Origin of the sequence: Wolbachia endosymbiont of Nasonia giraulti (genome assembly GCF_048054155.1) — a bacterium.
Taxonomy (GTDB): domain Bacteria; phylum Pseudomonadota; class Alphaproteobacteria; order Rickettsiales; family Anaplasmataceae; genus Wolbachia; species Wolbachia pipientis_C.
Window position 1 is genome coordinate 15979 of record NZ_JAFEVH010000010.1, and the last position, 25722, is coordinate 41700.

Sequence of the window (25722 nt, forward strand, 5' to 3'; positions counted from 1 at the left end):
TTAAAAATTGAGTTGAATTGAAAATGCGGTTTGACACACTTTTTTGAGCGTTCCCGGTAGTTTAACCTACCATCTCCTCTGGTTTCACTATCCTTTCAAACTCCTCCTCAGTGAGCAGTTGAAGTTTTGCTGCTGCTTCTTTTAGAGTGATATTTTCTTTATAAGCAAGCTTCGCTATTTTTGCTGCATTGTCATATCCTATATGCGTATTTAATATAGTAACTAGCATTAACGACTGATTTAGTAAATCCTTTATTCTTTCTTCGTTTGCTTTAATATCAACTACGCATTTCTCTGCAAAATTTAAACTTGCATCAGCTAAAAGTCTTATAGACTGCAAAACATTGTAAATTATCACCGGCTTAAACACGTTCAATTCAAAGTGACCATTTGAGCCACCAATTGTCACGGCAACATGATTTCCCATAACCTGAGCACATACCATAGTCACTGCTTCACATTGAGTTGGATTCACCTTACCTGGCATGATTGAAGAGCCAGGCTCATTTTCTGGTAACATTATTTCTCCAATTCCGCATCTTGGACCAGAACCAAGTAGCCTTATATCATTTGCAATTTTCATCAAGCTTACTGCTACTGTATTGAGTGCTCCACTGAGCTCAACTAAAGCATCATTTGCTGCTAGTGCTTCAAACTTATTTTTTGCTGAAGTAAATGGAAAATTAGTGATTTTTGCCACTTCTTTAGCAAAATCCTCAGCAAAACCCTTTTTAGTATTGACTCCCGTGCCAACTGCAGTGCCACCTTGTGCAAGTTCATATACATTGCTTAGAGTTGACTTTACTCTCTCTATTCCCTTTTTAATCTGAACTGCACAGCCAGAAAATTCCTGCCCAAGTGTTAGAGGAGTTGCATCTTGCAGATGAGTACGCCCTACTTTTATTATATCTTTAAATTCATGAACCTTATTATTTAGCGCTTTATATAATTCTTCAAGATTGGGAATAAGCAAGCGGTCTATTTGTTCTGCTACTGCTATATGCATTGCTGTTGGAAAAGTGTCATTTGATGACTGACCACAGTTTACATGATCATTTGGATGCACTGGAGACTTACTACCTAAATCACCGCCCAAAATTTCTATTGCACGATTGCTGATCACTTCATTCACATTCATATTGGTCTGCGTTCCAGACCCGGTTTGCCAAACAACAAGCGGAAATTGATTATTAAATTTACCGTCTATTACCTCCTGTGCCGCTGTGCAGATTGCATCCCCTACTCTATTATCTATGCTACCCTGTTTCATGTTAACACGTGCTGCTGCAAGTTTTACTATTGCTAGCGCTTTAATCAGGGGCTCTGGCATTTTCTCTGTACCAATTTTGAAATTTTCCAAAGAACGCTGAGTCTGCGCTCCCCAGTAATGTTCACTTGGTACTTCTACTTTTCCTAAGCTATCTGATTCTATTCTAACTTTTTTATCCATATTTCCTCATTCTAGTGTTTGACATTACCTACATATATGATTAGTTAAATCAAATTGTATTTCAGTGTCAAGTTGAGACATTTTTAGTGAAGACCTTAGAAAACTTTCAAGTCATATCTTTTACTTCTATTATTTTTTTATTGTTATTAAGGCAATCATGCAACCTTAAGCAATAAACCTACTTTCACTCTCTATAAGGCTATTCTACTTAGAGCTTGAATAGTGAAAACATCTTTAAGCACAGAAGCTATACCTGTGTTTGCTTTCTCTTTTTTTACTTCTACAATTGTATAATCAAAAATTGCACCTAACGCTAGACTAATGGTAGCTGATGCTGCACAAACTGCAATCGCTGCTCCCGCAGAACATGATATTGTCATACCTGCAACATAACCTATTGCACCACTCACGCCAATGCAGACGTATTTCTTCCGTAGCTCTTTTTGTATATGACTTTTCAGATATTCTTTTACATCTAAATGCCCGTTTCTAGTAGCATAATTCAGAGCAGTGTTTTCATAGCCATCTTTCACATTAACATTTGCTTTTGCTGTTTCTATCAGGTACTTTACTACCTCTAAATAGCCACTTCCAGCAGCCCACATTAGAGCAGTTCTTCCATAGTGATCTGTTGAATTAATATCTTCTTTCTGTTTTTCTATCAGGTATCTTACTGTTTCTAATTGACCATTTTTGGCAGCTGAAAATAATCCTGCATGATTGTTAATCATTTGTGCAAATGATAATATTTTTAGTTTAGAGGGTTGTAACTCTTTAGTATTAAAGTTTAATTGTGCTGGAACAATTTCTACTTCAAGCTCTACATGTTCTCTTATGAAACGATCAAGTAGACTTTTTACCTGATCAATTGTTTGAATTCTTACCTTATAATACCGCGATAAAGAATTGATTATTTCCCTGTTGTTAAGAAAAAATATCACTAATTCTATTTTACCTGTTAAATCTTTAGCATAGATTAAGTATTCTATATTTAATCTATCTTGTGAAATATTTTGTATTGTCTCACTCTCTGTCCAAATTCTTACCTGGTCATCAATGCCCTTACTTACAAGAAAATTATATAATTCACTATCTTCTTCCTTCATTTTATTGAGCTCATCCTTACAGTCATACCAATAAGATGATAACTCTGGTATACAAGTAGGAAGAGGCAAGCGAGGTATTGACATATCAAGATTAGCTATTAAATGATATCTAGTTAGAAGCTTTGCTACCTCCGTATTGCCATTTACAATAGCATATGTTAGGGCAGAGAATTGACCTTTACGTTTCACATTTAAATCAGCTCCATTTGCTATTAGAAGTTGTACTACCTCAAGATGACCATGGGCAGCAGCATGAATTAGAGCAGTTATGTTTCCCGGAGATTCTGCATTAACATTTGCTCCCTCTCCTATCAAGTATTGTACTATCTCTAATTGACCATTTCTGGAAGCCCACATTAGAGCAGTTCTCCCATAATCATCATCTATTGTATTAATCATTGCTCCACCCTGTATGGCTTGCTGAACAAAACGTAGCTCACCTTCTTTAGCAGCATCAATTAGCTGCGCATTTAGCTGTTTTTGTGATGGCATATACCCCTCCTAAAAAATATACAGTTTAAAGCTATTTTAGCCACTATTCAAGTTTTAATGGCTAAAATTGATTGAATCACTTTTTAGTGTTTTTTTATGGTTATTTGAGTCTAGCAAAGATGAGTCTATATCACAATCTAGTAATTCTCCTACTGCACTTAGTAAACCAGCTGTACAACCAGCTATTTTGATCTGGATGAGAGGAGATATAATTTATAACCACTCCCCTATCCTTTCTAGTTGTTTGTAGCTGTTAAATCTCAGGAATTTATCAAAATAAGGAGAGACAATAAAGGGAGTAGTATCTCTTAAATAATTAGATAAGAAATCTGGTAGAATATTCTGAAATTCATGCATTTTTTGTCTATAATCTTTCAAAGCAATAACCTTTATTTTATCATAATCAAGTTTCCAATAAGCAAGCTCCGAGACTTCTTTTTTTGTTGTGTATTCCACTGCTAAAGCTTGTAAAATTAATTGCGGGAAAAATCCTGACATAACTTCCTCATTGGAAGGTGGTGAACCAAGTTTATAGTCTATAATTGCTACTTGCCCACCTGGTAGATACTCAACTCTATCACATCTTGCTGTCAATAAAATTTCTTCTGTCATTCGAGTATCTGACCAGCTATTATTACACAATTGTCTGGTGTGTTCATTTGCAATCAAATTTTCTGGATCCAAGTAGTCAAGCACTGGAATGACACCCTTCTTCTTAGTGGAAGTTGTACAGCATCCGCGCAGTTGTGTGTCACGCGCTGGAATATGAAATATCGGATAGGAAAAGCTCTTCTCCAACTCAACTTGATTGTTTCCAGTCCTATCAAACTCAACAAAAGATTGAATTATCCTCTGCAACCTTACCCACCACATATTTGAAAAGTGGAATCGATTAGACGAGAATATTTCTCGTACAACACTCATCAGCGACTTTTCGTTGCGTAAATATCTTGCAAGAATATTGTGTACCATAGTGCCAAACTCCAATATCGATGGCTTAAAATTCAAGTCTCTCAATTGCTTAAGGCCCAGTATATATTCAACGTAAAACGAATAAGGATTACGAATTAGCTTTTCTATTGCACTGCAAGACATCACTTGCATTTTTTCTTCTCTGACTTTGGCTTGAGGTTTTGGCATAGGCTGAGTACATGGAACAATATACTCAGGTGTATTTAATATTCTTAGCCAATCGCGGTAAGGATATTTTGGTTCTTGTAACAGAACTTCCAAATGGCGCAATAGAATTGATTTTCTATCACTCACTAGCCTCGTAATATAAACCTTGCCGGCACCAAATAAATTGCGCAAAGTATACAAAAAGTACCCTTGCTCTTCTTGCACAGAAGGAAGGTTAAATTTTTCTCTATTCAGTGCACTCAAAAACGGATTCTGAAAATTTGGTATATCATTAAATCCAGCAAGTATTACAACTTTATTTTGATATAAGCTAAATTTATCAAAGTTATTTTCTGGAGAAAAAAACTTCCTTTTTAAAAATAATATCAGGATTTGACTGTATAACTCTAAGGAACACTCAATTGCTATACCGTCACATGCATTTAAGAAATCGCGAGTAAAATTACCTATTTCACCATTTAGCTCTAGAAAATTCACATTAGAAAGCACATTAACACACTGTAAATGAGCTGCTACTATAGCAGAAATAGGATGATTTATAAGATTAAGTAAAAGATTAAATATAGTTTCCAATCTACTGATAATAATTAATATATCTTCTTTATATCTTAGCTTTTTACATGTACTAATAGCGTTGATAATATCCTTAAGACCATTTATATCAAAGCTACGCAATACTTCTATCTCAAACTCAGATAAAATACGAGTGTACTCTTCTTGAGCGTAACCAAAAGTCACTAGCCTATGTTTAAGAAGAGAAAGCAATGCCACACCTTTCCATTTTGAGTTCAAAATCTCAATACTATAAAGCAGAAGCGTCACATAAGAATAGTTTTCCGATATGGGGCACGCCATACGAACTGCAAGTAATTTATCAAAAACAAACAAAGAAACGTTTTCATAACCTTCATTCTCTATAATTAGTGACGTCACCTGTGCTTCTTCCTCTCTGGAATTACAAGTGATGACTTCAATATTGTCAATATATCCATTACTAACTTTACTTAGATCGGCAGTTGTATCAAAGACATAATCTAGTTCAGGACTGCCTGTCATCCCAGCCCTCTGATTTTTAGTGTACGAACATTGTAATTTGCAGGTAATTTGAGTAGTAGATGATGTCATTCTAGTGCTTGACACTGGAATCCAGTTTCTATTGTACAGCCACCTGGTGCACTCATTTAAAGTTAAGTTTTCTGGATCCGAGCGTCTGGGCACTGGAGAACACACTTCTGGCAGAAAACTTACATCCTCTCTGCCTATACTTAAATAATCGAGCAGATCTTTCAGGCAATATTGATAATGTTTTTTATCAAGTGATTGCCAATCTTTCTCTTTAATTTTCAAATTCAGATTAGGTAAAATTATCTTTCCAAATGGCAGGTCGTATACAGCTTTAATCAACGACTTATAAATCTCCTCCTTCCCAATTCCAATAAAGATCATATGCTGATCTTTCTTCAGGGAGGCTATCATATTGTTTATGTGGTCACTCTTATGCTTTAGTATATCTACTACTCCTAAATTTTTTAAAGTGTTACTCCAAGTCTTGATAAGTAAGTTTATGAAATTCTCCATTTTCTTCGAATGCTCATCAAGCTGATAACAATCCGCTATTTGGGTATATTGAAGTAATGACGGCAAACTGTAAACTAGATCGATTGGAAAACTATCATTGTGTTTTTTATTCCACTCCAATATAAATTGAATGAGTAGCAGCGTTCTCTTTGTCGGGTTAATAACTTTAACTCTATCAAGATTTAATATTAAATCTTCTTCATCAATGTTTTCTAGTGAAACTATCTCTGGCAAAATTATAGTTCTGTAATTCTTGAATGCACTCAGCAATGCTATCACATCCCTCTTGCAGGGAAGTATGATCTTTATCTCGGGAATTTTTTCTCTTTCATATTCAGAAAATATGTGCTGAACCAGCACATCAAAAAGGGACTCATTCACATTAACAGTAAAAACTCTTCCCACTAACAGTAACAATTAATACAACACTTTTATTGTATAGAAATTATTTAAAATATAAATGTGCTCGCAGTTTCTTATGCTATGATATATTAAAGTCTTTCACAATATTACATGGCAAACATCAGAATAGAAGTTTTTAATAAATGTGAACAAGTTGGCCGCAGAAGGGTAGTTAATGTTTACTTGATTTACATAAGCAAAGAATTACCATCAAAATTACATGAAGAAATTTGTGGGCTATTTTATAATAAAGTCATACAAGACTGCCGTTATTATTCCTACAATGAAAACCTTAAAGAAGTTCAATATAACTTCATAGAATCACAAGCAAAGTGGGGCTTGGAGATAAGCTTTTTACCTGGCATGACCGATAACGTAGGAAACACGGCAAAACAAATTGTTAGAGAATATCTAATGAGCAAAGGCCACATTGATGAAAGTGTTTCTATCAAGGCAAGAAGTTCAAAATTGATTCTAAGTCAAGGGAACTTGCCAACTGAAGATGATATAAAACAAGAATTCAACCCTATCACTGAATATTGCACACTTATCTGTAAGAACTATAGCTGGAAATATTATGGTAAATCCAATATCACACCTGGTGTCATTACATCGCATGACCAGGAAAAAAAAGAATGGATCCCAGTGTCAAGCACTGGGATGACGCCAGGTAATAATGGAGCAAAATCTGTCAAACTCAATGTGAGTGACCAAGAGCTTGAAAAAATCAGCAGAGATGGAATCGATGGTAATGGCACTTTAGGGCTCTCGCTGGCAGCAATGAAAGCTATAAAGGATTACTTTAAAAAACTCGGTAGAAATCCATATGATATTGAACTTGAGTCTCTGGCACAGACTTGGTCTGAACATTGTAAACACAATATTTTTTGCTCCCCTATTGATGAAATAAAAGACGGTCTATATGCTCATTATATTAAGCGTGCAACGCGTGAGATAAATTCTAACATATGCGTGTCAGTTTTCTCCGACAACGCAGGAGGAATAATTTTTGATGACGATTACTTGATTGTAGATAAAGTTGAAACTCACAATAGTCCTTCAGCTCTCGATCCGTTCGGTGGAGCAATGACTGGAGTGCTTGGAGTTAACCGAGATATAGTCGGTTTTGGCAAAGGTGCAGAACCTATCATGAATACTTATTACTTTTGCTTTGCCAAAGAATCAAAAGGCAAACTTTATAGAGATAAAGAGCGTACTGATAAAATCTTACCACCAAAATATATAATGAAAGAAGTGATTCACGGTGTTAATGTTGCTGGTAATTGCTCCGGTATTCCAACGCAACTTGGATCAGTATACTTTGACGATAGATTCTGTGGAAAGCCATTAGTTTTTGTTGGAAGCATCGGAATTATTCCACGGAATATAAATAATGCACCTTCACACATAAAAGAACCCAAAAACGGTGATAAAATCGTAATTATTGGTGGAAGAGTTGGAAGGGACGGAATTCACGGTGCAACTTTTTCTTCAGAGGCATTGTCGGGAAACAGTCCTTCAACAATTGTGCAAATTGGTGACCCTATAACACAAAAAAAATTATCCAACGCCGTCGTAGAAGCAAGAGATCTTGGTCTTTATAATGCAATAACGGATAATGGAGCAGGAGGTCTATCATCGTCCATTGGTGAAATGGGAAAAGACGGATTTGAAGTTGATTTGAGCAAGGTTCTCCTTAAAAACGATGGTATGGCTCCGTGGGAAATATGGATATCAGAATCACAAGAGAGAATGACCTTAGCAGTGCCAGAAGAAAATCTTCCTGCGTTTAAGCAAATCATGAAAACACATGATGTGGAGGTCTGTGTAATTGGAGAATTCAACAAAAGTGGCAAAGCCGTTGTTAAATGTCCCCCAGGAGAAGTAATAATGGACATCGAAACTGAATTTCTGCATGACGGTAATCCCAAAGTGCATTTACAGACGAAACCGTGGTCTAAGGAGTCTGCTGTATCCTTTCCTGTCATCCCAGTGCTTGACACTGGGATCCAGCAGGTAAAGCCTGCAAACATTTTACGCCAAAACCCATACGATGGTGGAGCTGAGCGTGAAATGGATTCCAGTCTCAGCTACTTGCATGACACCTTTGAACTAAAAGAAATGCTAAGCAGACCAAACATACGCAGCAAAGAGTTTATAGTGGTGCAATATGACCATGAGGTTCAAGGATCGTCAATACTGAAACCACTGCAAGGCAAGGGAAGAGTGTGCAGCGAAGCTGTTGTCTCGAGGCCAGTCCTTTCTTCAAACAAAGGTGTTGTAAAATCGCAGGGATTTGGCTCAAGTTATGGAGAAATTGACACTTATCACATGGCAGCATGTGCGATTGACACTGCCATACGCAACTACGTAGCTGCAGGAGGAAATATAAATCATCTAGCGTTGCTCGATAATTTTTGCTGGTGTGATGCTTATAATCCAGAAAGATTGTGGCAACTAAAGAGAGCTGCAGAGGCTTGTTACAACTTTGCAACTGCATTTAAAACACCATTCATATCCGGAAAAGACAGTATGTTCAATGACTTCAAGGGATATGATAAAAATGGCGAGAAAGTGATAATCTCTGCACCACCTTCATTACTCATCTCAGCAATTGGAATTATAGAAAATATTGAAAATGCGGTATCGCTTGATGTGAAAATGCCAGGGGACTTGATATATGTGCTTGGTACAACCCACGATGAGCTTGGTAGATCTGAATATCAGTTATATAGTGGAATAGATAATAACAACGTGCCAAAAGTTAATGCAAAGAGCGCTAGGAAGTTGTATGAACGTTACAACCAGGCAATAAAAGATGGCATAATTGTCTCTGCAATTGCACCAAACTTAGGGGGCTTAATTATTGCTCTGGCAAAATCGCTAATTGCAGGAGACCTTGGTGCTGAAATTGATCTTTCACTAGTACCAATAGGAAAAACACAAAATACAGACATAATAAACAAGATAATAATGTTTTCTGAATCGCAAAGTAGAATATTAGTAACCATTGCCCCGCAAAATCAGCGGAAGTTTGAAGAATTGTTTAAAGGTATAGTTTTTTCATGTATTGGAAAAGTGACAGAGGAGAAAGCTCTCAATATAAAGGATATTATAAGAATAGATTTGAAAGACTTAGGTACTAGTTTAAATAACTTTTGATTACGCTAGACAAATTTTTCATTATGTGTAATGTCTGATTAAAATAAATGCATGTTATTAAATTTGGGTAGGTGATTATGTCCATTTTATCAATACTCTTGCTTATCAGTCTTTCTTTACTTAACACTTCAAATAAATTAATGATATGTGCTACCTTATTTGTAGGAGCTACTTTAGTTGTAAACTCAATGGTTGAGTTTCATGGTAGAAGCAAAGCTACTTACAGCTTAATAGTGTGTACGGTGATATGCTGTCTTTTTAAATTGCAAAATTTTAGTTTGGTAATATTGGTTTCATATACTGCAATTCTAGTCTCTCTTCTCTCAAGCATAGTTATTTTAAAAAAATTAAAGTCCAAATTGAATTTTCATATGGCAAATTTCATCACTTTAATTATAGCATCAGTCATTGATAGTACGATTGTTTGTGTTGGACTACTATACAAAATTTCTGCAGGTAAATGCTTATCAAGATATATTAAAGATTTAATTTTCAAGTTTTCCTATGCATCGATATTGAGTATCTGCTTGTTTGTAGGAATGTATTTATTCTCCTTGGCAAGCAAGAAGTATTTTAAGGTTTCTGCATAACCCGTCTTCTGATATAGCCAAAATAGTTTAGATTTAACTATAACCGTCATTCCGCTATTTGTTAGCAGCTTGGCAGTATAATGTGAAAAGCTCTTATTCGGATAGCGGTTCTAAAATCAAAGTAATTGGAAACTGTTAACTTAAGTTATCCTTTAAGAGAGCTAGTACAATTTCTTACAGGTTTCATACATGATAAGAGTTTTATTTTTAGCTAAACCAATTGAAATAAGCTATAAAATCTGTTAAAGTCAACTTTGTGCAAGCACCCTTAGCTCAGTTGGATTAGAGCATTTGACTACGGATCAAAAGGTCGGGCGTTCAAGTCGCTCAGGGTGCACCATATTTTATAGGAAATAGAGGTCATGCTTGAAATTCATATGTGTAATACCTATCTTTAAAGGTAAAATACTGAGCTATTATATATGAACAAAAAAGACTATTATGATCTGCTAGAAGTGAGCAGAAATGCTAGTACTGACGAGATAAAAAAAGCATATAAAAAACTAGCATTAAAATATCATCCTGACAGAAATCCTGGTAATAAGGAAGCAGAGGAAAAATTTAAAGAAGTAACAGCTGCATATGAAGTTCTATCTGACTCTGAAAAAAGAGCAGGTTATGATCGTTATGGTCACGATGGTGCTTCCGGTGGATTTGATTTCAGCCAAGCTGGAGGGGATTTTAGCGATATATTTAACGATTTTTTTGGTGGAGGATTCGGCGGCAGTACAAGTAGGTCAAGAACAAAAAGAAGTACAACAGGAGTATCTGGATCAGATCTGCGCTACGATCTTAAAATTACCTTAGAAGATGCATTTAAAGGAATACAAGCACCTATACATTATGTGACAAATATAAAATGTAATACATGCCAAGGCACAGGTAGCGAAGGAGCAATCAAACCAGTTCAGTGCAACACATGCCAGGGAAGCGGTAGAATTAGAACTCAACAGGGCTTTTTTACCATTGAAAGAACGTGTACTACATGCTATGGGGAAGGAGAAATAATACAAAATAAATGTAAGAAATGCGGTGGAAGTGGGCGTAAAAGAGATGAAGTAAATATCTCCGTTTCAATTCCAAAAGGCATAGAAGAAGGAGCTAAGGTAAGGGTCAGTGGTAAAGGAGAAGCTGGAGCAAGAGGTGGAAAAAGCGGAGATTTATACGTATGTGTGAAAATAGCTACTCATCAGATCTTCACTCGCAATAGAGCAGATTTACACTGTAAAGTGCCTATAAGAATGACACTAGCAGTACTTGGTGGTGAAATCGATATTCAATCAATTGATGGAGCTAAAATAAAAGTAAAGGTCCCTGAAGGCACTCAAACTGGTACCAAACTACGTTGTAGGGAAAAGGGTATGCCATATATGAACTCACATGCTCGTGGTGATTTATACGTACAGGTAATAGTTGAGACTTTAAATCCAAAGAATTTAACCCAAAAGCAGATTGAGCTATTAAAAGCGCTTGAGGAAGAGGAACATGAAAGTGTAGAGCAGAAATCTGAAGGATTCTTTGGAAAAGTAAAAAAAAAATGAGAAATTTGCTAAATGATATAAAGAGGTAGCTGTCTACACTTAATTCTTTTTACCAATTTGAAAGCCTTCTCTTTTAGTGAAAAGATTTTTTAAGTTATGCAAAAGTGATAAATTCCTTTATTTAAGGTCGAAGTTTTGCTATTCTCACATTTTAATAATTTAAAATTAATGAACATAAACAAAAATGAGTTTTTATTTCTTCCTCTTGGAGGAGTAGGAAGAATTGGGATGAACGTTAGCCTATATCATTATCAAGGCAAGTGGATTATGATCGACCTTGGTATCGGTTTTGCAGATGAAACTATGCCAGGTGTTGAGCTACTCATTGCTGATGTAGATTTTATTGCTCAAAGAAAAAAAGATTTGCTTGGAATAATAATTACACATGCACATGAAGATCACTGTGGTGCAGTGCCTCATCTGTGGGAAGATTTGCAATGTCCCATATATACAACAAAGTTTACAGTTAATTTTCTCAAGGAGAAACTAAAGGAGTTTCGATTGGAAGGTGTGGTACCTGTGAAAGAGGTAGACATAAATGGCAGCATAAATTTGGGTCCTTTTACCGTTGAGTTTATAAATGTAACTCACTCAATTCCTGAGGCAAATTCAATATTAATTAGCACTGAAGCAGGTAGTGCACTTCATACTGGGGACTGGAAATTTGATCCAAAACCTGTTGTTGGATTAATTTCTAATATAGAGCGTTTAAAAGAAATTGGCGATAAAGGTGATCTACTTGCAGCAATTTGTGATTCAACAAACATACTGAGCAAACACGACCCTGAATCAGAAAGTGAAATTTATGATAATATTTACAATATAATAAAGCGGTCTAAAAAATTGGTTGCTGTCTCGCTATTTGCCTCGAATGTGGCGCGAATTGAAACAATAAGCCAAGCTGCAAAAGCACTAAATAGAAAAGTGGTTTTACTTGGCAGATCTTTATGGAGAATAGTGAAAGTTGCTCAGGATAGTGGTTATTTAACTGATTCTCCTGAGTTTCTAGAAGCAAAGGAGGCAGTAAATTTTCCAAGGGAAAAGCTGGTGCTACTTTGCACAGGTTGTCAAGGTGAGCCACTGGCAGCTACCGCAAGACTTGCCGCTAAGAGTCATCAAGCATTTAAAATGCAGCAAGGTGATACCATGATCTTTTCATCAAAAATCATTCCTGGCAATGAAACTCGTGCACATAACATGCTCAATGCCTTTATTGAGATGGGAGTGGAAGTTATTACTGAAAAAACAGAGAATGTTCATGCTTCCGGACATCCAGTAAAAGCAGAGCTAAGGGAAATGTATTCTTTGATAAAACCTAAGATGTCTATTCCGGTTCATGGTGAGTATATTCATACGGATGCACATGTAAAGTTTGCTAAAGAGTGCGGTGTGAAAAAAGCAATAATGATTGCACCAGGTGATATTGTTAATTTGGAAAATGGGGAAAAAGTTAGCTCCATTGATGTCGACTACTTTGGTATTGATGGTATGTTACTCCGTCATCCAGAATGCAGCGTTATAAAAATGCGTGAGAGAATGAGAGATGCCGGAGCTATCGTAGTGACAGCAGTTGTAAACAAGAAAAATAAACTGCTCGCTAAGCCAAAAGTATTTGCACCTGGTGTTTTCGAAGCGCAAGAAGATGCAGCCATTATGCAAAAGATCATAAAGAAGGTTGAGTCAGCATTTGACTCACAGCCGATAAAAAAAATAAGAAATAAAATTGAGAGCTCAATATTTAGTATCTTAAAAGAATATTTACTAAAAAGACCTATAATTGAAGTCCAGATAGAACAGGTATAGAAATACACCTTTTTTTATTAACCATTATTTGAGTAAGAAGTTAACAATGTATTCTTTGATGTTATTTCAGCATGCAATACTGGAATCCGTAAAAAAAAATCAGTGTCAGATCACACAACTATACAAACATTGTGATTTGAATCTACCAGAAGGGTGCCATCTCAACGCCCAGGCAAACATTGTAGTTTTAGAACAATCTCCACCAGTAGGGTGTCATCCCAGTGCTCTGAAACTGGAATCCAATTTTTCATGCAACCTTGTCAAAGACGTTTATTTTAGAATAAAACAGCTACTTTTATGCTTGCCACCTCAGTGCACTTACTTGAAGTCAAATTTCTGGATTCCAGTGTCAAGTACTGCAGAAATTGATTTACTCTACTGTCATGCAGTTTAACTTCAAAAGTAAGCTATTTGCTGAGATGACAGGAGGTAATGCAAGAAATCTAATGAAGCTATTCGTTCAACTGGTGTTATTTATTTCGTTATTTATTCCTTATTCCACAAAAGCTGTTTTATATGTTGATATAAAAAAAAGCAATATTGGTAATATTGATCTTGTTGTATCTAAATGTGCATGCAAGACAGAAGTGGAAAGTGAGCTAAGTGAAAGCATCACAAAAGTAATTGAAACAAATCTATCTAATTGTGGCTTATTTAATGTGAAACGTGACGCGAAAGTTGAGTCTTGGAAAAGCGATACTGTAGTCACAGTAAGTTTAAGTGAAGTATCAAACAGAAATTTAGAGCTATCTTTTCGTTTATCTGACAGCTTTACAAACAGAGAATTGCTTACTCAGTCGGTTGTTTTTCTAGCAAAAGACTGGAGGAAAATTAGTCATCTTGTTTCAGATCTGATACATGATAGATTGATTGGTGAGAAAGGGCATTTCAATACAAAAATTACATATATCGCTGAAGAAAAAGATAGCAATTACAAATCCGTCCGTAAAATTGCTGTGATGAATCAAGATGGAAGTAATATAAAGTACTTAACAAATGGTGAGAAATTTGTGTCAACACCAAGATTTTCACCAAATGGAAAGGGTATTGTTTATATCTCATACACAAATGGTAAAAGTTATATAATATTAAAAAATTTAAAAGATAACACTGAATCAATAATCAGCGCATTTGAAGGAGTTATTTCTGCACCAAGATTTTCTCCTGATGGTAAATCTCTTTTTATTTCCCACTCATTGAGTGGTGAAACAAATATATTATCTCTGGACTTAAACAGTAAACGAACAAAAAAAATTACTAAAGGTTCAGCTATAAGTACTTCTCCCTCTTTGTCTCCAGATCAAAAGTACATGGTTTTTAGTTCTGATATAAGTGGAAGTCAGCAACTATATATCATAGATTTCACTAAAAAAAGCAAAAAACCCAAGAGAATTAGTTTTGGAAATGGAAGATATGCTACACCTGTTTGGTCGCCAAAAGGAGATCTGATAGCTTTTACAAAAATTCAGTCAGGAAAATTTTACATAGGAGTTATGAAGCCAGATGGCAAAGAAGAGCGCTTGCTTTCAGAGGGGCATAAAATTGAATCTCCGGCATGGCTACCAAATGGCAGAGAAATTATCTTCACTAACGCAGAATCACCAAGCAACTCTAAATTATATTTAGTAGATTTAGTAAAGAAAAATCAAAAAATGGTTTTTACTCCAACGAATGCTTCTTTACCAGATTGGTCTTATTTTTGAAAGCAGATCTATAAAATCGTTATAAATCTTGCTTTATCTTAATCGTTTATAACCTTCGGTACTACGAAATACCCATGCTCCGATTTTGTATTGGATAATATTTCTTCTTTAATGTTTTGAGAATTTACAATATCATCGCGTACATGAATATCCTTATCTATAGTTCCATAACGCATAGGAGAAACACCTTCAGTATTAACTTTCAACAAAGTATCATGTATCCAATCCAGCATTGTCAGTTCTTTTGAGTAGTATTGAATCTCATCATCGGATAACTTAATCCTCACAAGCTGTGCAGTTTTAAGCATTTCTTCTTTAGCAATTGTTATTTTTCTCTTATTTGCAAATTCTATTAACGAAGTGATAACATCTTCTGTTGATCTAGCTGGCACTTTTACCTCCTTGCATAAAGCAAATTAAAATATTTGCAATTGAAACAACCTCTATCTTATCATTTTTTTCAAATTTGTGAAATACGGTGTCCGTAATTACTAATTTATCCAGAGAAGAGGAAGAGATTTTCTCAACTGCATTTCCTGAAAGTATTCCATGTGTAATGCATGAAACTACAGACTTTGCTCCTCGGTTTTTTAAAGCAAGAGCTGCATTACATAATGTTCCGCCAGAGTCAACTATATCATCAACAATGACGCAATTTTTGTTTGCAACTTCTCCGATTACATTCATTACCTCAGATGTACCTGCTTTTTCTCTATATTTATCTACTACAACAATATCATTATCTAACTTGTATTTTTCCTCTAAAATCTTTGCAAAAGCACGAGCTCTTCCAATTGCTCCAACATCAGGCGCAACTATTGCCAAATTCTCCTTGTATATAGAGTTAACAAATACTTTAAAACAGCTTAAATTAGTAACTGATATATCAAAAAAACCTTCAATTTGACTTGAATGCAAATCAATAGCAGCAACGCTATTTGCACCTGCAGTTTGAATAAGATTTGCAACTAATTTAGCACTTAAAGCAGATTGCATATTATCGTTTTTAATAACCCTATCCTGCCTACTGTATCCGTAATAAGGAATAATAGCCGTTATTCTCTTGGCTCCTGACCTCTTTGCTGCATCAATTGTAAGCAGAAGCTCCATAAGGTTATCATTTACAGGGGAAGAAATAGATTGTACTACGTATACTTCTTGATCACGTAGATCATTTGCTACTTCTACATTTACCTCACCATCAGCAAATCTTGACACCTGAGTAGGAAATAGCTGAGCATTTAGCCCACTTGCTATTAAATCTCCTAATTGTTTACTAGCGCTACCTATTATTATCTTCATATATATCAATTAAGTTTTGAAAATTATACAGAAACCATGGAATGATTAAAACTTTATTCTTGCCGTCAAGTAGCTCATGGAAAAGAAAAAGTTACTCGAAACATTTCACCGATGTTCCTTATCATAATAACGGCACTTGCTGAGTGCATTAAGTAATTTTATGCGCAGTGGAATGATAAAAAAGCGTTTTCACAAACACATTTTACTACATAATCAGCGCTAATATTAAAATGCTTATAAAGAGCTTCATAAGGTGCTGATTCTCCAAAATTTTTCATGCCAATAAATATACCGTTTGAACCTATATATTTATGCCAACCCACTTCACTTCCAGCTTCAATTGCAACTTTAATACTGCCATTATTTAATATTACCCCTTTATATTCACCACTTTGCTCGTCAAAAAGCCTCCAACACGGCATAGAAATGACCCTTGTACCTACACCTTTTTCCTGTAATTTTTCTCTTGCCTCAACTGCAATTTCAACTTCAGATCCGGTAGCAAATATCGTCACTTCTAGCTTCCCTGAATATTCGCATAGTATATATGCACCAAATTTTGATAGGTTGGCCAATTGGTCAGTATAAGAGTGCATGTAATTAATATTTTGCCTTGAAAGCGCAAATAGTGCAGGTGACTCTTTTTTTTCAAGTGCAATGCTAATGCACTCCAAAGTTTCAATTGCGTCTGCTGGCCTAAAAACATACAGATTTGGTATAGCTCTCAAAGAAGCTAAATGCTCTATTGGCTGGTGAGTTGGACCATCTTCTCCTACTCCAATTGAGTCATGAGTCATTACATAGATAACCTGCTGCTTCATCAAAGCTGAAAGACGTATAGCAGGTCGGCAGTAATCGGAAAATACTAAAAAAGTTCCACCATAAGGAATAATTCCACCATGAAGAGCCATACCATTCATACAAGCTGCCATAGCGTGCTCTCTCACTCCATAGTGTACATAAGAGCCACTATAATTATTACTATCTATTGCCTGCATGTGCTTATATTTAGTACAATTTGAACCGGTAAGATCAGCAGAGCCACCAATTAGTTCTGGCATAGACTTAGTTAATAGTTCCATTACTCTGCCGAAAGAAGATCGAGTAGCTTCGTTTGGCATTAGCTTACATATTTGTTTCTTCAGATCAGCCAAATCACTCTCGATATTATTCGGCAAACGTTTCTCAAGTCTTCTTTGTAGTTCTTTATTGATCAAGGATGTATAGTTTTGCTTTGCCCTCTTAACTGTTTCTATCCAAGCGTTTCTCACATCTTCTGGTACATGAAATGGTTCATAGTCCCAATTTAATTTTTCTCTCATCTGTTTTACATCTTCCTCTGTAAAGGCACCACTATGAGCAGAAGATGTGCCAGCACGGCTCGAAAATTTTCCGATAATAGTTTTGCAACAGATTAGTGTAGGTTTATCAGACTTTTGCGCCTGCTCTATTGCAAGGGATATAGCATCAAAGTCATGCCCATCGATTTTGTCAACATTCCATCCATACGCTGAAAAACGCTTTTCTACATCATCAGAGCAAGAGAGGCTAGTAGAGCCGTCTATAGAGATGTCATTGTCGTCAAAAAGTGCTATCAGCTTATTTAATTTAAGATGCCCAGCAAGGGACGCTGCTTCATGGCTTATACCTTCCATAAGACAGCCATCTCCTAGCATTACGTAAGTGTAGTGGCTGATTTCAAACTGCTTTGCAAGAATCGATTCAGCAAGTGCCATGCCAACAGCAGTGGCAAATCCCTGACCAAGCGGGCCTGTTGTTGCTTCTATACCAGAAGTCAAGCCAAATTCTGGGTGACCTGGAGTTTTTGATGTAAGTTGCCTGAAGTTTTTTAGTTCATCTATACCAATGTAGCCTGTCAGATATAATATAGAGTATTGCAGCATCGAACCGTGACCATTTGATAGGACGAAACGATCTCTACTGATCCATTGAGAATCATCAGGGTTATGGTTTAGATATTTAGCAAATAATACAGTGGCAACATCTGCCATGCCAAGTGGCATACCTGGATGTCCAGAATTTGCTTTTTGTACTGCATCAATTGATAAAAAGCGGACAGCATTTGCCATGGATTTTAGTAGTAGATGATTCATGTATTAATAGGAAAACTTAAAAGTGAAGTATACTATATCATAGCGGCAAAAACAAGTTGACACTTAATGTTAAAATCATTAATAATTTATAGTTAGATTGTGAGAATTTTTGTATGACAACTGTTATCAATAGAAAGTATAGAATCAGTCGCAGGCTTGGTGTAAACTTATGGGGTAGAGCAAAAGATTCGGTCAATAAAAGAAAATACCCTCCAGGTCAGCATGGTATTCTTGGATTTAAGAAGTTATCTGACTTTGGTAAGCAGTTTGCTGCACATAAAAAATTTAAGTTCTACTATGCAATTTCAAGCAAACAGCTTAGACGTACATTTTTAGATGCCTACAAAAGAAAGGGTTATACGGCTGATAATTTTATTGGTGCCTTGGAATCAAGGTTAAGTTCTGTTTTATATCACTCTGGTTTTGTGCCAACAATTTACTCGGCAAAACAGCTTATATCTCATAAACATGTTACAGTTAATGATAAGGTGGTTAACATATCAAGTTATAGAGTGAAGCCTGGTGATATAGTAAAAATAAGGGAAAGAGCAGCAAAAATTCCTATATTAATAGAGGCTGAACAAAAACAAGAACGTAAGGCCCCAGATTATTTAGAGGCAGATAGCAAAGCACTTTCAGTGAAGTATTTGAGAGCGCCTCAATATTCCGAAGTCCCATATTCAGCAGACATGGAAGTCAATTTAGTAGTAGAATTTTACTCTAGATAAACAACATAAGGCCCGTGTGGCGGAATCGGTAGACGCAGCGGACTTAAAATCCGTGGGTTTTGCGACCTTGGGAGTTCAAGTCTCCCCATGGGCACCAGTTTAATTTATTAAAAAAGTATGAAATGGCTTGATATAGAAGATATTGCAGAAGCTCTAGAAGAGAAATTTCCAAATGAAGATATAATTAGTATTAGATTCACTGAACTTAAAAGAAAAGTCTTGGATTTAGAAGAGTTTGATGATGATGAAAAGTATTGTAATGAAAAAATATTAGAGGCCATTCAAGCAACTTGGATTGCAGAAAGATCTTAAAAAACAGATAGCTATAAGAAAATTACTGCATACAGTAAAAAGATAATCTTCTTGGAAATACTATACTTTACTCGAATTTTACTTAGCTTCATAATAATTTAACAAATTACAATTAAAAATGATTACAAGGTAGGAAACACAAAATTCTGGCAAATGCTAGATATACAAATACTGCTTTTTATGTGTGAGGCCGAGGGTCATGAAAACAATAAGTTAGTTTTTTGTATAAGAAAGTTGTAATATAATTTAATTTTAAGAACTGGAAAGATGTTTAAATATAGCGGGCCAAAGAAATTAAAATCTATAATAGAAAACTATGCATTAAAATGCATGAAAAATAAGATCAGCAAAAATGAAATACGTCTTATTTTAAACTGGAAAAGTATAGTTGGAGAGGAATTAGCAGAATGTACAAAACCACAAAAGATCTCATACGCACAAAACGTAAATTCTGGTGTTCTTCATCTGTTAGTAACAAATGGCAGTAAAGCATTGGAAATGCAGCATATGGTTTCTCTTGTAATAGAAAAAATTACAGTTTTTTTTGGCTATAAAGCAGTATACGGTATAAAAATCAAGCAAGGGAGTTGACTATTTCACTATATCAGGTTAACCTAGTTACATAGGATAAATTGGTATATTGAAGTGAGTAGAATTTGTGAGTTAACAAATAGAAAAAAGTCTTTTGGTAATAAGGTATCGCATTCAAATCGTAAAACAAAGCGTACCTTTCTCTTAAATTTACATAAAGTTACATTGACGAGTAATATATTAGACAAAAAGTTTAGCTTTCGTATAGCAACAAGAACTTTAAGAACTATAGACTATAAAGGTGATCTTGATGCTTTCTTGCTCAATACAAAAACAATTAAACTAAGTAAAGAAGCACAAAAGATAAAAAGAAGGTTAAAGAAAGTTTTAGCAAAACAAGAGGTAGAATTAGCTGTTTCAGATGCATAGTAAGCCTATATGGCTCAGAGCAAAAGCTCCAGCTGGTAAAATATTCAATGAAACCTTAAACACTGTTAAGCTACATAACTTACATACAGTATGCGAAGAAGCTGCGTGTCCAAATATTGGTGAATGTTGGAATAAACGTCATGCTACTGTGATGATTCTCGGTTCTATTTGTACTCGTGCTTGTGCGTTTTGCAACGTTGCAACTGGCATTCCTGATAAGCTCGATCCTCATGAACCAGAAAATTTAGCAAAAGCAATAAAAAAGTTAAATTTAAAGCACGTTGTCATTACCTCTGTTGACCGTGACGATTTACCAGATGGTGGTGCAAATCAGTTTATAAGGTGTATAGAAGAAATTAGAAAGATAACTTCGGAAACAACAATAGAGATTCTTACTCCTGATTTTTTAAATAAGAAAGAAGTGTTTGAAGCAATAGCTATTGCATCACCTGATGTTTATAATCACAATATCGAAACAGTACCAAGGCTGTATGCAAAAATAAGACCAAGAGCTCGTTATTTTCATTCACTATATTTGCTAAAGATGGTGAAACAGATTAATCCTAAACTTTTTACGAAGTCAGGGCTTATGGTTGGTCTTGGAGAAACAAAAGAAGAAATCTTTCAGGTTATGGATGATTTACGTAGCGCCGAAGTTGACTTCATTACAATTGGTCAATATTTGCAACCAACTCCAAAGCATGTAAAGGTTGATAGATATGTTACCCCAGAAGAGTTTGAGCATTATAAATATATTGCTTATTCCAAAGGCTTTTTGGTAGTTGCATCAAGCCCATTAACGCGGTCATCGTACCACGCTGAAGAAGATTTTAACAGACTTGCTGCTGCTAAAACTTCAACCTAATTTAACCTATCTGTTCAAGGAAATGTGCACTCCCTTTCTTTTCATTCAAGTAGCCTCTTATCCTTCCAGTATCCCCCTGTCATTAGAGTAGTTAACACTGAAATCAATAGGACTGACCAGGCAATAAGAACTGGTCACGCGCTGGAATGACACCGTCATAAATTGCTAGGCCTTCATAATGTCATCCCAGTTTCCTCTTTACTCTTGTCATCCCAGTACTTGATACTGGGATCCAGAAGACTGATTAGTCAATCAGAACTGGCCACGCGCTGGAATGACATCATTGTTTTTTGCATGAAAAGACTGGATTTTCATGATACCCACTTATTAGTTTCGTCTAATTTATTTTACCACTCTGCTGAACGGATACATTCTAACTGAGAGCAAAGCACACTTACATCATTTAACACCTTCAGTGGCTCCCCTAGACTATGTTCCACTTTTGTCTCAAATTTAAACCCCAAATTTCCAAAAAATTCTTGAAAATACTCAATAGTAATGTCACACAAACTTCTACCACTTGCTTTATAATTTTTCAGCTCTTTCGGAATATTAATAAGCACTTTACCATCTTCATATGTTATACTTCTACCCTTAGATTTTAACTTAAATTTTATTGAACTGTGAAAATTTGGTGTTTTAATATCATTAACAGGATTAATGCTGCACACCTTTATACAATCCATGCTAAAATTGAGTTTTAGACAATTGGAGTCACGGCAATCCATACTATAAGTTATTATTATGTGAGAATCTAACACAAGCAAGCCAAATGGAGAAAGAGCCTTTAATATATGAAGAAACAGAAAATGATTATACCCTTCTTGATGATAGTTAGTTATCAATTCTTCCATGATAGAGTCACTCGGAACTTCTGCACCAGCATATTCAAATATTTTTATGAAAATTTGCTTAAGAAATGGACTATAGTTCTTTCTTCCATTCTCATCTTCTAAAATGAGATCTTTATGTTTTGAATATAGCTTCTCAATAAGCTCATTAGGCACTTCTTTCTCATTAATAGTAAGGTTGTGTGATCTACCAAGGTCAATATATGTTTTGTAACTAAAGTTCCAACTATCTGATTTTATTGATATAGACTTTAAATCAGCATATTTGAGCTTTTCTACTTCAGATTTTAATGCATTAACTATTTTTTTTGACATATCACAATCTTATATTATATACGTATTACGTACTTTTCATCATAAGTAAAGGTTTTCTGTAAAACTTGATTTACTTTTTATTATACTCACCTTATTAAAAAAAAGCAGAGATTTCAATATCTTATTTTAAATTCTTCAAGTTTAGATTCTTATCTTGGGATGTATTTATATCACTTAATGCTCGAAGTGGCTTATCCAGATTATACTCAAAATTTTCCTCAAAAAAGTGAAATCCAAATTTTTCGCAAAATTTCTGAAAATACTCAATAATAACGTCAAACAAATTCTTATCATTTGCTTTGTAGTTTTTCAGCTCCTTAGGAATAGTAAGAGACACCTTACCTCCTTCATACTTCACATTTTAGTTTAAACTCCACTACGCTAAAACTGAACTTCAGACAATTGGAATCTTCACAACTCATACAGGTCATTTCTCTGTAAGAAGGATTTGAGAAATATGAGGAATAAACGCGCAACCCAAAAGGATGAAATGTTTGATTACGAAAAGAATTTCTTGTACCCAAGTCTATTATAATGAGTTATCAGTTCTTCCATAATAGAGTCATTTGGAACTGCTGCACCGGCGTATTACGTGAAGATTTGCTTAAGAAACAGACGATAACTCCCTTTTTTGTCCTTATCTTCTGTAATGAGATTTTCATATTTTAAATATAAATTTTTAATTAAATCATTAGTTATTGCCTTCCCATTAATAACAAGGTCACAAACAAATTCATATTCACTATTGAAGTCCATATCCAAATCTTTATATGTTCTATAATCAGAACTCTCTGTAGACTGCAAATCAGCATATCTCCTCTCCCTCGCCTTATCTTTCAGCTCATTAATCACTTCTTTTGACATATATACTATTAATAGCTCTTATACTATAATACGTATATAATTATTAACCTTTTAATAATATAGACTATCAACTGTAACCTGAGTTACTTTCCGGTTTACACTTGATTACTCTAACGATAGATTTTCCAATTCCATCTGATCTACTTGTACTTTTTCTAACTCACTTTTTACCTGTTTATGGTATAAGTTTGCTCCTCTAACCCAAGATAGGTCACCATTTATTGTACAAACGTAATTGCCATTGTTCTTTTCAAAAAAAATAACCCTATTTTGCTTTCGTCTTGACCGATTAATCCATTACGGACTACTTCTACGGTATAAAATTGACCTAAATTTAAACCTATTTCACGATACCTAGAATAATGACACACTAGCGGCTCATATAGTTCTCTGATCTTACCATTTCTTAGATCAACTATTTTGTGCTCTATCTTATCTAATTCCTCTATAACACTCTTCCCTTTTTTCTTCGCTTCATCATCTAACAGCTGTTTCTCTCCCAACCCTTTATAAATAGCAAAAAACCGTAGTTTTTCTTTTTTCGAAAAATTAGATAAACGCTCTGCTAACTCATAGCACATTTTTTCTTGACTCAGTATTGCGCTTTTATATTGAGATAAAATATTAATCGCTATATGTGGACAACTTACTGCAATCAGATCATTATTTAAATCCGTTTTAATAATTTTGCCGGTCTCTTGATTAACATGTGCAGTAATTTGCCCTAACAAAATTCCCTCAGGGATTGTTATATCCTTCCCTATATGAGAGTTAATGGCTTTTAAAGAATCAAAATCTATATATATTCCATCTTCATGTTCTGTAAACTTCTTCAAGAGTGCCAGAGCAATTAATCTAAAAGTATCTATTTCAACAGCAAAGTATGTTCTTTGTTCATCTGTCATGTTATACATATTTTTGAAGAAGTCCTTTATGCTAATGTCTTCGCCATCTATCTTCCATCCCGTATCTATTTCGCTCCAGTCATACTGATGCAAGTCTATAACATGTACTCCTTCAATTCCTTTCAGTTCACGCTTTAAATCATCCATTTGATTTTCTTCGAACCCAGGACCATTGATAACCAAATATATGTCCCTCTCCTCTTTATTTTTTAATTTATGATTTTTGATTATATCTAAGTAATTAAGTTCGCTGTTCTTACCATCAGGTAGAGATGCACCATATACTCTTGGCACCCATGTTAGTATTATTGGTGCTTCATTTGATAATTTACCGATCATTATTCTACCTCAACACACTTATGCTATAATAAGCTTTTAGCAAAAAAAGTCAACCGAAAATTCTCGCTTCTGATTAAATTCAGCGCTCTAAGCCATTGACAGCATATATATCTGGTTCATCTATCACCTTCAGTGGCCTGCCAAGGTTGTGCTCTATGTTTATATTACGCTCAGAATTGTACTCTATTTTTGTATCAAACTTAAAGCCCAATTTCTCGCAGAGCTTTTTTAAATATTCAACAATCTTGTTAATAATATCAGTAAGCTTATCAAGCAGACTGTCATCGCCAGCTTTGTAATCTTCTAACTCTTTAGGAATTGTAAGCAACACTTTACCATCTTCATATGTCACATTTCCATCTTTATATTTCAGTTTAAATTCTACTGAGCCGGATAAATTGCACAACTCATGAAAATGACCAAAATACTCAATTTCAGTATCAGTTACAGGAATTCTTTCCATACTAAAGCTAAATTTTAAACGATTAGAGTCATAGCAATCCATACGAAAGGTTCTTTCGCCATTACAATTCGTCAATAATTTGAGTCCAGTTTTTTCCCAATCCTCTATTGAAGAATAACTTTCATAAAGAAATTTAACATATCCTGACTGATTATAGTGAGCTGCCAACTCCTTAATAATCAAATCATTTGGAACTGTTGCGCCAGCGTACCGAAACATTTCATGAAAAATTGTGCTTTCTCCTCTCATACCTCCTAGAAGCTGACGAATAACCTCATTGGTTACTACTGTACCATTAATGATAATGTTATTCACTCTGATAAGATCAGTATATGTAATATGATAGTCAATTTCCCTAGCTTTCAAATTTTGATATTTAAGCTCTTTTACTTTAGCTTTCTGTGCATTAACTATTTTTTTTGACATATTATTCCCTCTATCACATAGATTAATACTAGTATTATATTTTATTGACTGTCAATTATTTAGAACCTTTGCTTTAAAGGACTTTCTATTTTTAATATAGAAAAGTCCTTTGATAACTGTTATGCAAGCGATAGCTTTTCCATTGCTACCCTGTCTACTTCTGTTGCTTCTAGCTTTTTATCCACCTGCTGACAGTATAAACTCTCACCCTTCATCCAGGATAAATCACTTCCTAGTACGGAAACATAATTACCATTATTACAATTAGGGAACGTTCAAAAAAGTGTGTCAAACCGCATTTTCAATTCAAC

General features: G+C 35.0%; 21 protein-coding genes and 2 tRNA genes. 12 read left to right on the forward strand and 11 right to left on the reverse strand.

Annotation, left to right across the window (positions count from 1 at the left end):
* Positions 1-61: 61 nt before the first annotated feature.
* The 3 genes from fumC to JR312_RS02375 all read right to left on the reverse strand — a co-directional run bounded on the left by fumC (position 62) and on the right by JR312_RS02375 (position 6171).
* Positions 62-1450, reverse strand: coding sequence for a class II fumarate hydratase (gene fumC / locus JR312_RS02365; protein ID WP_416647632.1), 1389 nt, complete (start codon positions 1448-1450; stop codon positions 62-64).
* 191 nt (positions 1451-1641) lie between these two features.
* The gene (locus JR312_RS02370; RefSeq protein ID WP_416647633.1) at positions 1642-3048 is read right to left on the reverse strand and encodes an ankyrin repeat domain-containing protein; all 1407 of its coding nucleotides are present in this window, start codon (positions 3046-3048) and stop codon (positions 1642-1644) included.
* 213 nt (positions 3049-3261) lie between these two features.
* Positions 3262-6171 (reverse strand): PD-(D/E)XK nuclease family protein, encoded by a 2910-nt coding sequence (locus JR312_RS02375; protein WP_416647644.1) that lies wholly within the window; start codon positions 6169-6171, stop codon positions 3262-3264.
* A gap of 108 nt (positions 6172-6279) precedes the next feature.
* Between JR312_RS02375 and JR312_RS02380 the strand changes: the two genes are divergently transcribed.
* From JR312_RS02380 to JR312_RS02405, 6 genes are all read left to right on the forward strand, one after another.
* Positions 6280-9330 carry a phosphoribosylformylglycinamidine synthase subunit PurL gene (locus tag JR312_RS02380; RefSeq protein ID WP_416647634.1) on the forward strand — a complete coding sequence of 1017 codons (3051 nt, stop codon included), beginning with the start codon at positions 6280-6282 and terminating at the stop codon, positions 9328-9330.
* A 77-nt stretch (positions 9331-9407) separates the two neighbouring features.
* Positions 9408-9920 carry a hypothetical protein gene (locus tag JR312_RS02385; RefSeq protein ID WP_015588585.1) on the forward strand — a complete coding sequence of 171 codons (513 nt, stop codon included), beginning with the start codon at positions 9408-9410 and terminating at the stop codon, positions 9918-9920.
* 262 nt (positions 9921-10182) lie between these two features.
* A tRNA-Arg gene (locus JR312_RS02390) sits at positions 10183-10260 on the forward strand.
* 82 nt (positions 10261-10342) lie between these two features.
* Entirely contained in the window at positions 10343-11461 is a 1119-nt protein-coding gene (dnaJ, locus tag JR312_RS02395) for a molecular chaperone DnaJ (RefSeq protein WP_006012700.1), read from the forward strand.
* 168 nt (positions 11462-11629) lie between these two features.
* Complete coding sequence (locus JR312_RS02400; RefSeq protein ID WP_416647635.1) at positions 11630-13264, forward strand: ribonuclease J; 1635 nt, start codon at positions 11630-11632, stop codon at positions 13262-13264.
* 446 nt (positions 13265-13710) lie between these two features.
* Complete coding sequence (locus JR312_RS02405) at positions 13711-14967, forward strand: Tol-Pal system protein TolB (protein ID WP_026092717.1); 1257 nt, start codon at positions 13711-13713, stop codon at positions 14965-14967.
* A 38-nt stretch (positions 14968-15005) separates the two neighbouring features.
* Here the strand turns inward: JR312_RS02405 and gatC are convergent, their stop codons facing one another.
* From gatC to tkt, 3 genes are all read right to left on the reverse strand, one after another.
* Positions 15006-15359: an Asp-tRNA(Asn)/Glu-tRNA(Gln) amidotransferase subunit GatC gene (gene gatC / locus JR312_RS02410; protein ID WP_416647636.1), complete on the reverse strand. Its 354-nt coding sequence runs from the start codon at positions 15357-15359 to the stop codon at positions 15006-15008.
* Positions 15349-16269 carry a ribose-phosphate diphosphokinase gene (locus tag JR312_RS02415; RefSeq protein WP_416647637.1) on the reverse strand — a complete coding sequence of 307 codons (921 nt, stop codon included), beginning with the start codon at positions 16267-16269 and terminating at the stop codon, positions 15349-15351. The genes gatC and JR312_RS02415 overlap by 11 nt, the downstream gene beginning before the upstream one ends.
* A 158-nt stretch (positions 16270-16427) precedes the next feature.
* Positions 16428-18383, reverse strand: a complete 1956-nt coding sequence (gene tkt / locus JR312_RS02420; RefSeq protein ID WP_416647638.1) for a transketolase — start codon at positions 18381-18383, stop codon at positions 16428-16430.
* Positions 18384-18496: 113 nt separating this feature from the next.
* Between tkt and rpsD the strand changes: the two genes are divergently transcribed.
* The 6 genes from rpsD to lipA all read left to right on the forward strand — a co-directional run bounded on the left by rpsD (position 18497) and on the right by lipA (position 21248).
* Complete coding sequence (gene rpsD, locus JR312_RS02425; protein WP_006012690.1) at positions 18497-19111, forward strand: 30S ribosomal protein S4; 615 nt, start codon at positions 18497-18499, stop codon at positions 19109-19111.
* Between the two features lie 10 nt (positions 19112-19121).
* Positions 19122-19208: transfer RNA gene (locus tag JR312_RS02430), tRNA-Leu, on the forward strand.
* 20 nt (positions 19209-19228) lie between these two features.
* Entirely contained in the window at positions 19229-19423 is a 195-nt protein-coding gene (gene iscX / locus JR312_RS02435; protein ID WP_264330429.1) for a Fe-S cluster assembly protein IscX, read from the forward strand.
* A 267-nt stretch (positions 19424-19690) separates the two neighbouring features.
* A complete protein-coding gene (locus JR312_RS02440; protein WP_006012687.1) occupies positions 19691-20014 on the forward strand; it encodes a DciA family protein in 324 nt (107 codons plus the stop codon).
* A gap of 54 nt (positions 20015-20068) precedes the next feature.
* Positions 20069-20383, forward strand: coding sequence for a 50S ribosomal protein L28 (rpmB, locus tag JR312_RS02445; RefSeq protein ID WP_015588578.1), 315 nt, complete (start codon positions 20069-20071; stop codon positions 20381-20383).
* Positions 20376-21248, forward strand: a complete 873-nt coding sequence (gene lipA, locus JR312_RS02450; RefSeq protein ID WP_416647639.1) for a lipoyl synthase — start codon at positions 20376-20378, stop codon at positions 21246-21248. The genes rpmB and lipA overlap by 8 nt, the downstream gene beginning before the upstream one ends.
* Before the next feature lie 347 nt (positions 21249-21595).
* Here lipA and JR312_RS02455 read toward each other — a convergent pair whose 3' ends face one another.
* From JR312_RS02455 to JR312_RS02475, 5 genes are all read right to left on the reverse strand, one after another.
* Positions 21596-22414 (reverse strand): hypothetical protein, encoded by an 819-nt coding sequence (locus JR312_RS02455; RefSeq protein ID WP_264330431.1) that lies wholly within the window; start codon positions 22412-22414, stop codon positions 21596-21598.
* 121 nt (positions 22415-22535) lie between these two features.
* A complete protein-coding gene (locus JR312_RS02460; RefSeq protein ID WP_416647640.1) occupies positions 22536-22772 on the reverse strand; it encodes a hypothetical protein in 237 nt (78 codons plus the stop codon).
* A gap of 230 nt (positions 22773-23002) precedes the next feature.
* Positions 23003-23278, reverse strand: a complete 276-nt coding sequence (locus tag JR312_RS02465) for a hypothetical protein (protein ID WP_264330433.1) — start codon at positions 23276-23278, stop codon at positions 23003-23005.
* 218 nt (positions 23279-23496) lie between these two features.
* Complete coding sequence (locus tag JR312_RS02470; RefSeq protein WP_416647641.1) at positions 23497-24522, reverse strand: hypothetical protein; 1026 nt, start codon at positions 24520-24522, stop codon at positions 23497-23499.
* A 79-nt stretch (positions 24523-24601) separates the two neighbouring features.
* Positions 24602-25411: a hypothetical protein gene (locus JR312_RS02475; RefSeq protein ID WP_416647642.1), complete on the reverse strand. Its 810-nt coding sequence runs from the start codon at positions 25409-25411 to the stop codon at positions 24602-24604.
* Positions 25412-25722 lie beyond the last annotated feature (311 nt).

What these genes read in the sequence shown, in the direction of transcription:
- lipA (WP_416647639.1), top strand. Translation starts at nt 20,376, where the DNA reads ATGCATAGTAAGCCTATATGGCTCAGAGCAAAAGCTCCAGCTGGTAAA.
- JR312_RS02465 (WP_264330433.1), bottom strand. Translation starts at nt 23,278, where the DNA reads ATGTCAAAAGAAGTGATTAATGAGCTGAAAGATAAGGCGAGGGAGAGG.
- JR312_RS02475 (WP_416647642.1), bottom strand. Translation starts at nt 25,411, where the DNA reads ATGTCAAAAAAAATAGTTAATGCACAGAAAGCTAAAGTAAAAGAGCTT.
- JR312_RS02380 (WP_416647634.1), top strand. Translation starts at nt 6,280, where the DNA reads ATGGCAAACATCAGAATAGAAGTTTTTAATAAATGTGAACAAGTTGGC.
- rpsD (WP_006012690.1), top strand. Translation starts at nt 18,497, where the DNA reads ATGACAACTGTTATCAATAGAAAGTATAGAATCAGTCGCAGGCTTGGT.
- dnaJ (WP_006012700.1), top strand. Translation starts at nt 10,343, where the DNA reads ATGAACAAAAAAGACTATTATGATCTGCTAGAAGTGAGCAGAAATGCT.
- tkt (WP_416647638.1), bottom strand. Translation starts at nt 18,383, where the DNA reads ATGAATCATCTACTACTAAAATCCATGGCAAATGCTGTCCGCTTTTTA.
- JR312_RS02370 (WP_416647633.1), bottom strand. Translation starts at nt 3,048, where the DNA reads ATGCCATCACAAAAACAGCTAAATGCGCAGCTAATTGATGCTGCTAAA.
- JR312_RS02400 (WP_416647635.1), top strand. Translation starts at nt 11,630, where the DNA reads ATGAACATAAACAAAAATGAGTTTTTATTTCTTCCTCTTGGAGGAGTA.
- JR312_RS02405 (WP_026092717.1), top strand. Translation starts at nt 13,711, where the DNA reads ATGAAGCTATTCGTTCAACTGGTGTTATTTATTTCGTTATTTATTCCT.
- JR312_RS02385 (WP_015588585.1), top strand. Translation starts at nt 9,408, where the DNA reads ATGTCCATTTTATCAATACTCTTGCTTATCAGTCTTTCTTTACTTAAC.
- iscX (WP_264330429.1), top strand. Translation starts at nt 19,229, where the DNA reads ATGAAATGGCTTGATATAGAAGATATTGCAGAAGCTCTAGAAGAGAAA.
- JR312_RS02470 (WP_416647641.1), bottom strand. Translation starts at nt 24,522, where the DNA reads ATGATCGGTAAATTATCAAATGAAGCACCAATAATACTAACATGGGTG.
- fumC (WP_416647632.1), bottom strand. Translation starts at nt 1,450, where the DNA reads ATGGATAAAAAAGTTAGAATAGAATCAGATAGCTTAGGAAAAGTAGAA.
- JR312_RS02415 (WP_416647637.1), bottom strand. Translation starts at nt 16,269, where the DNA reads ATGAAGATAATAATAGGTAGCGCTAGTAAACAATTAGGAGATTTAATA.
- JR312_RS02455 (WP_264330431.1), bottom strand. Translation starts at nt 22,414, where the DNA reads ATGTCAAAAAAAATAGTTAATGCATTAAAATCTGAAGTAGAAAAGCTC.
- JR312_RS02440 (WP_006012687.1), top strand. Translation starts at nt 19,691, where the DNA reads ATGTTTAAATATAGCGGGCCAAAGAAATTAAAATCTATAATAGAAAAC.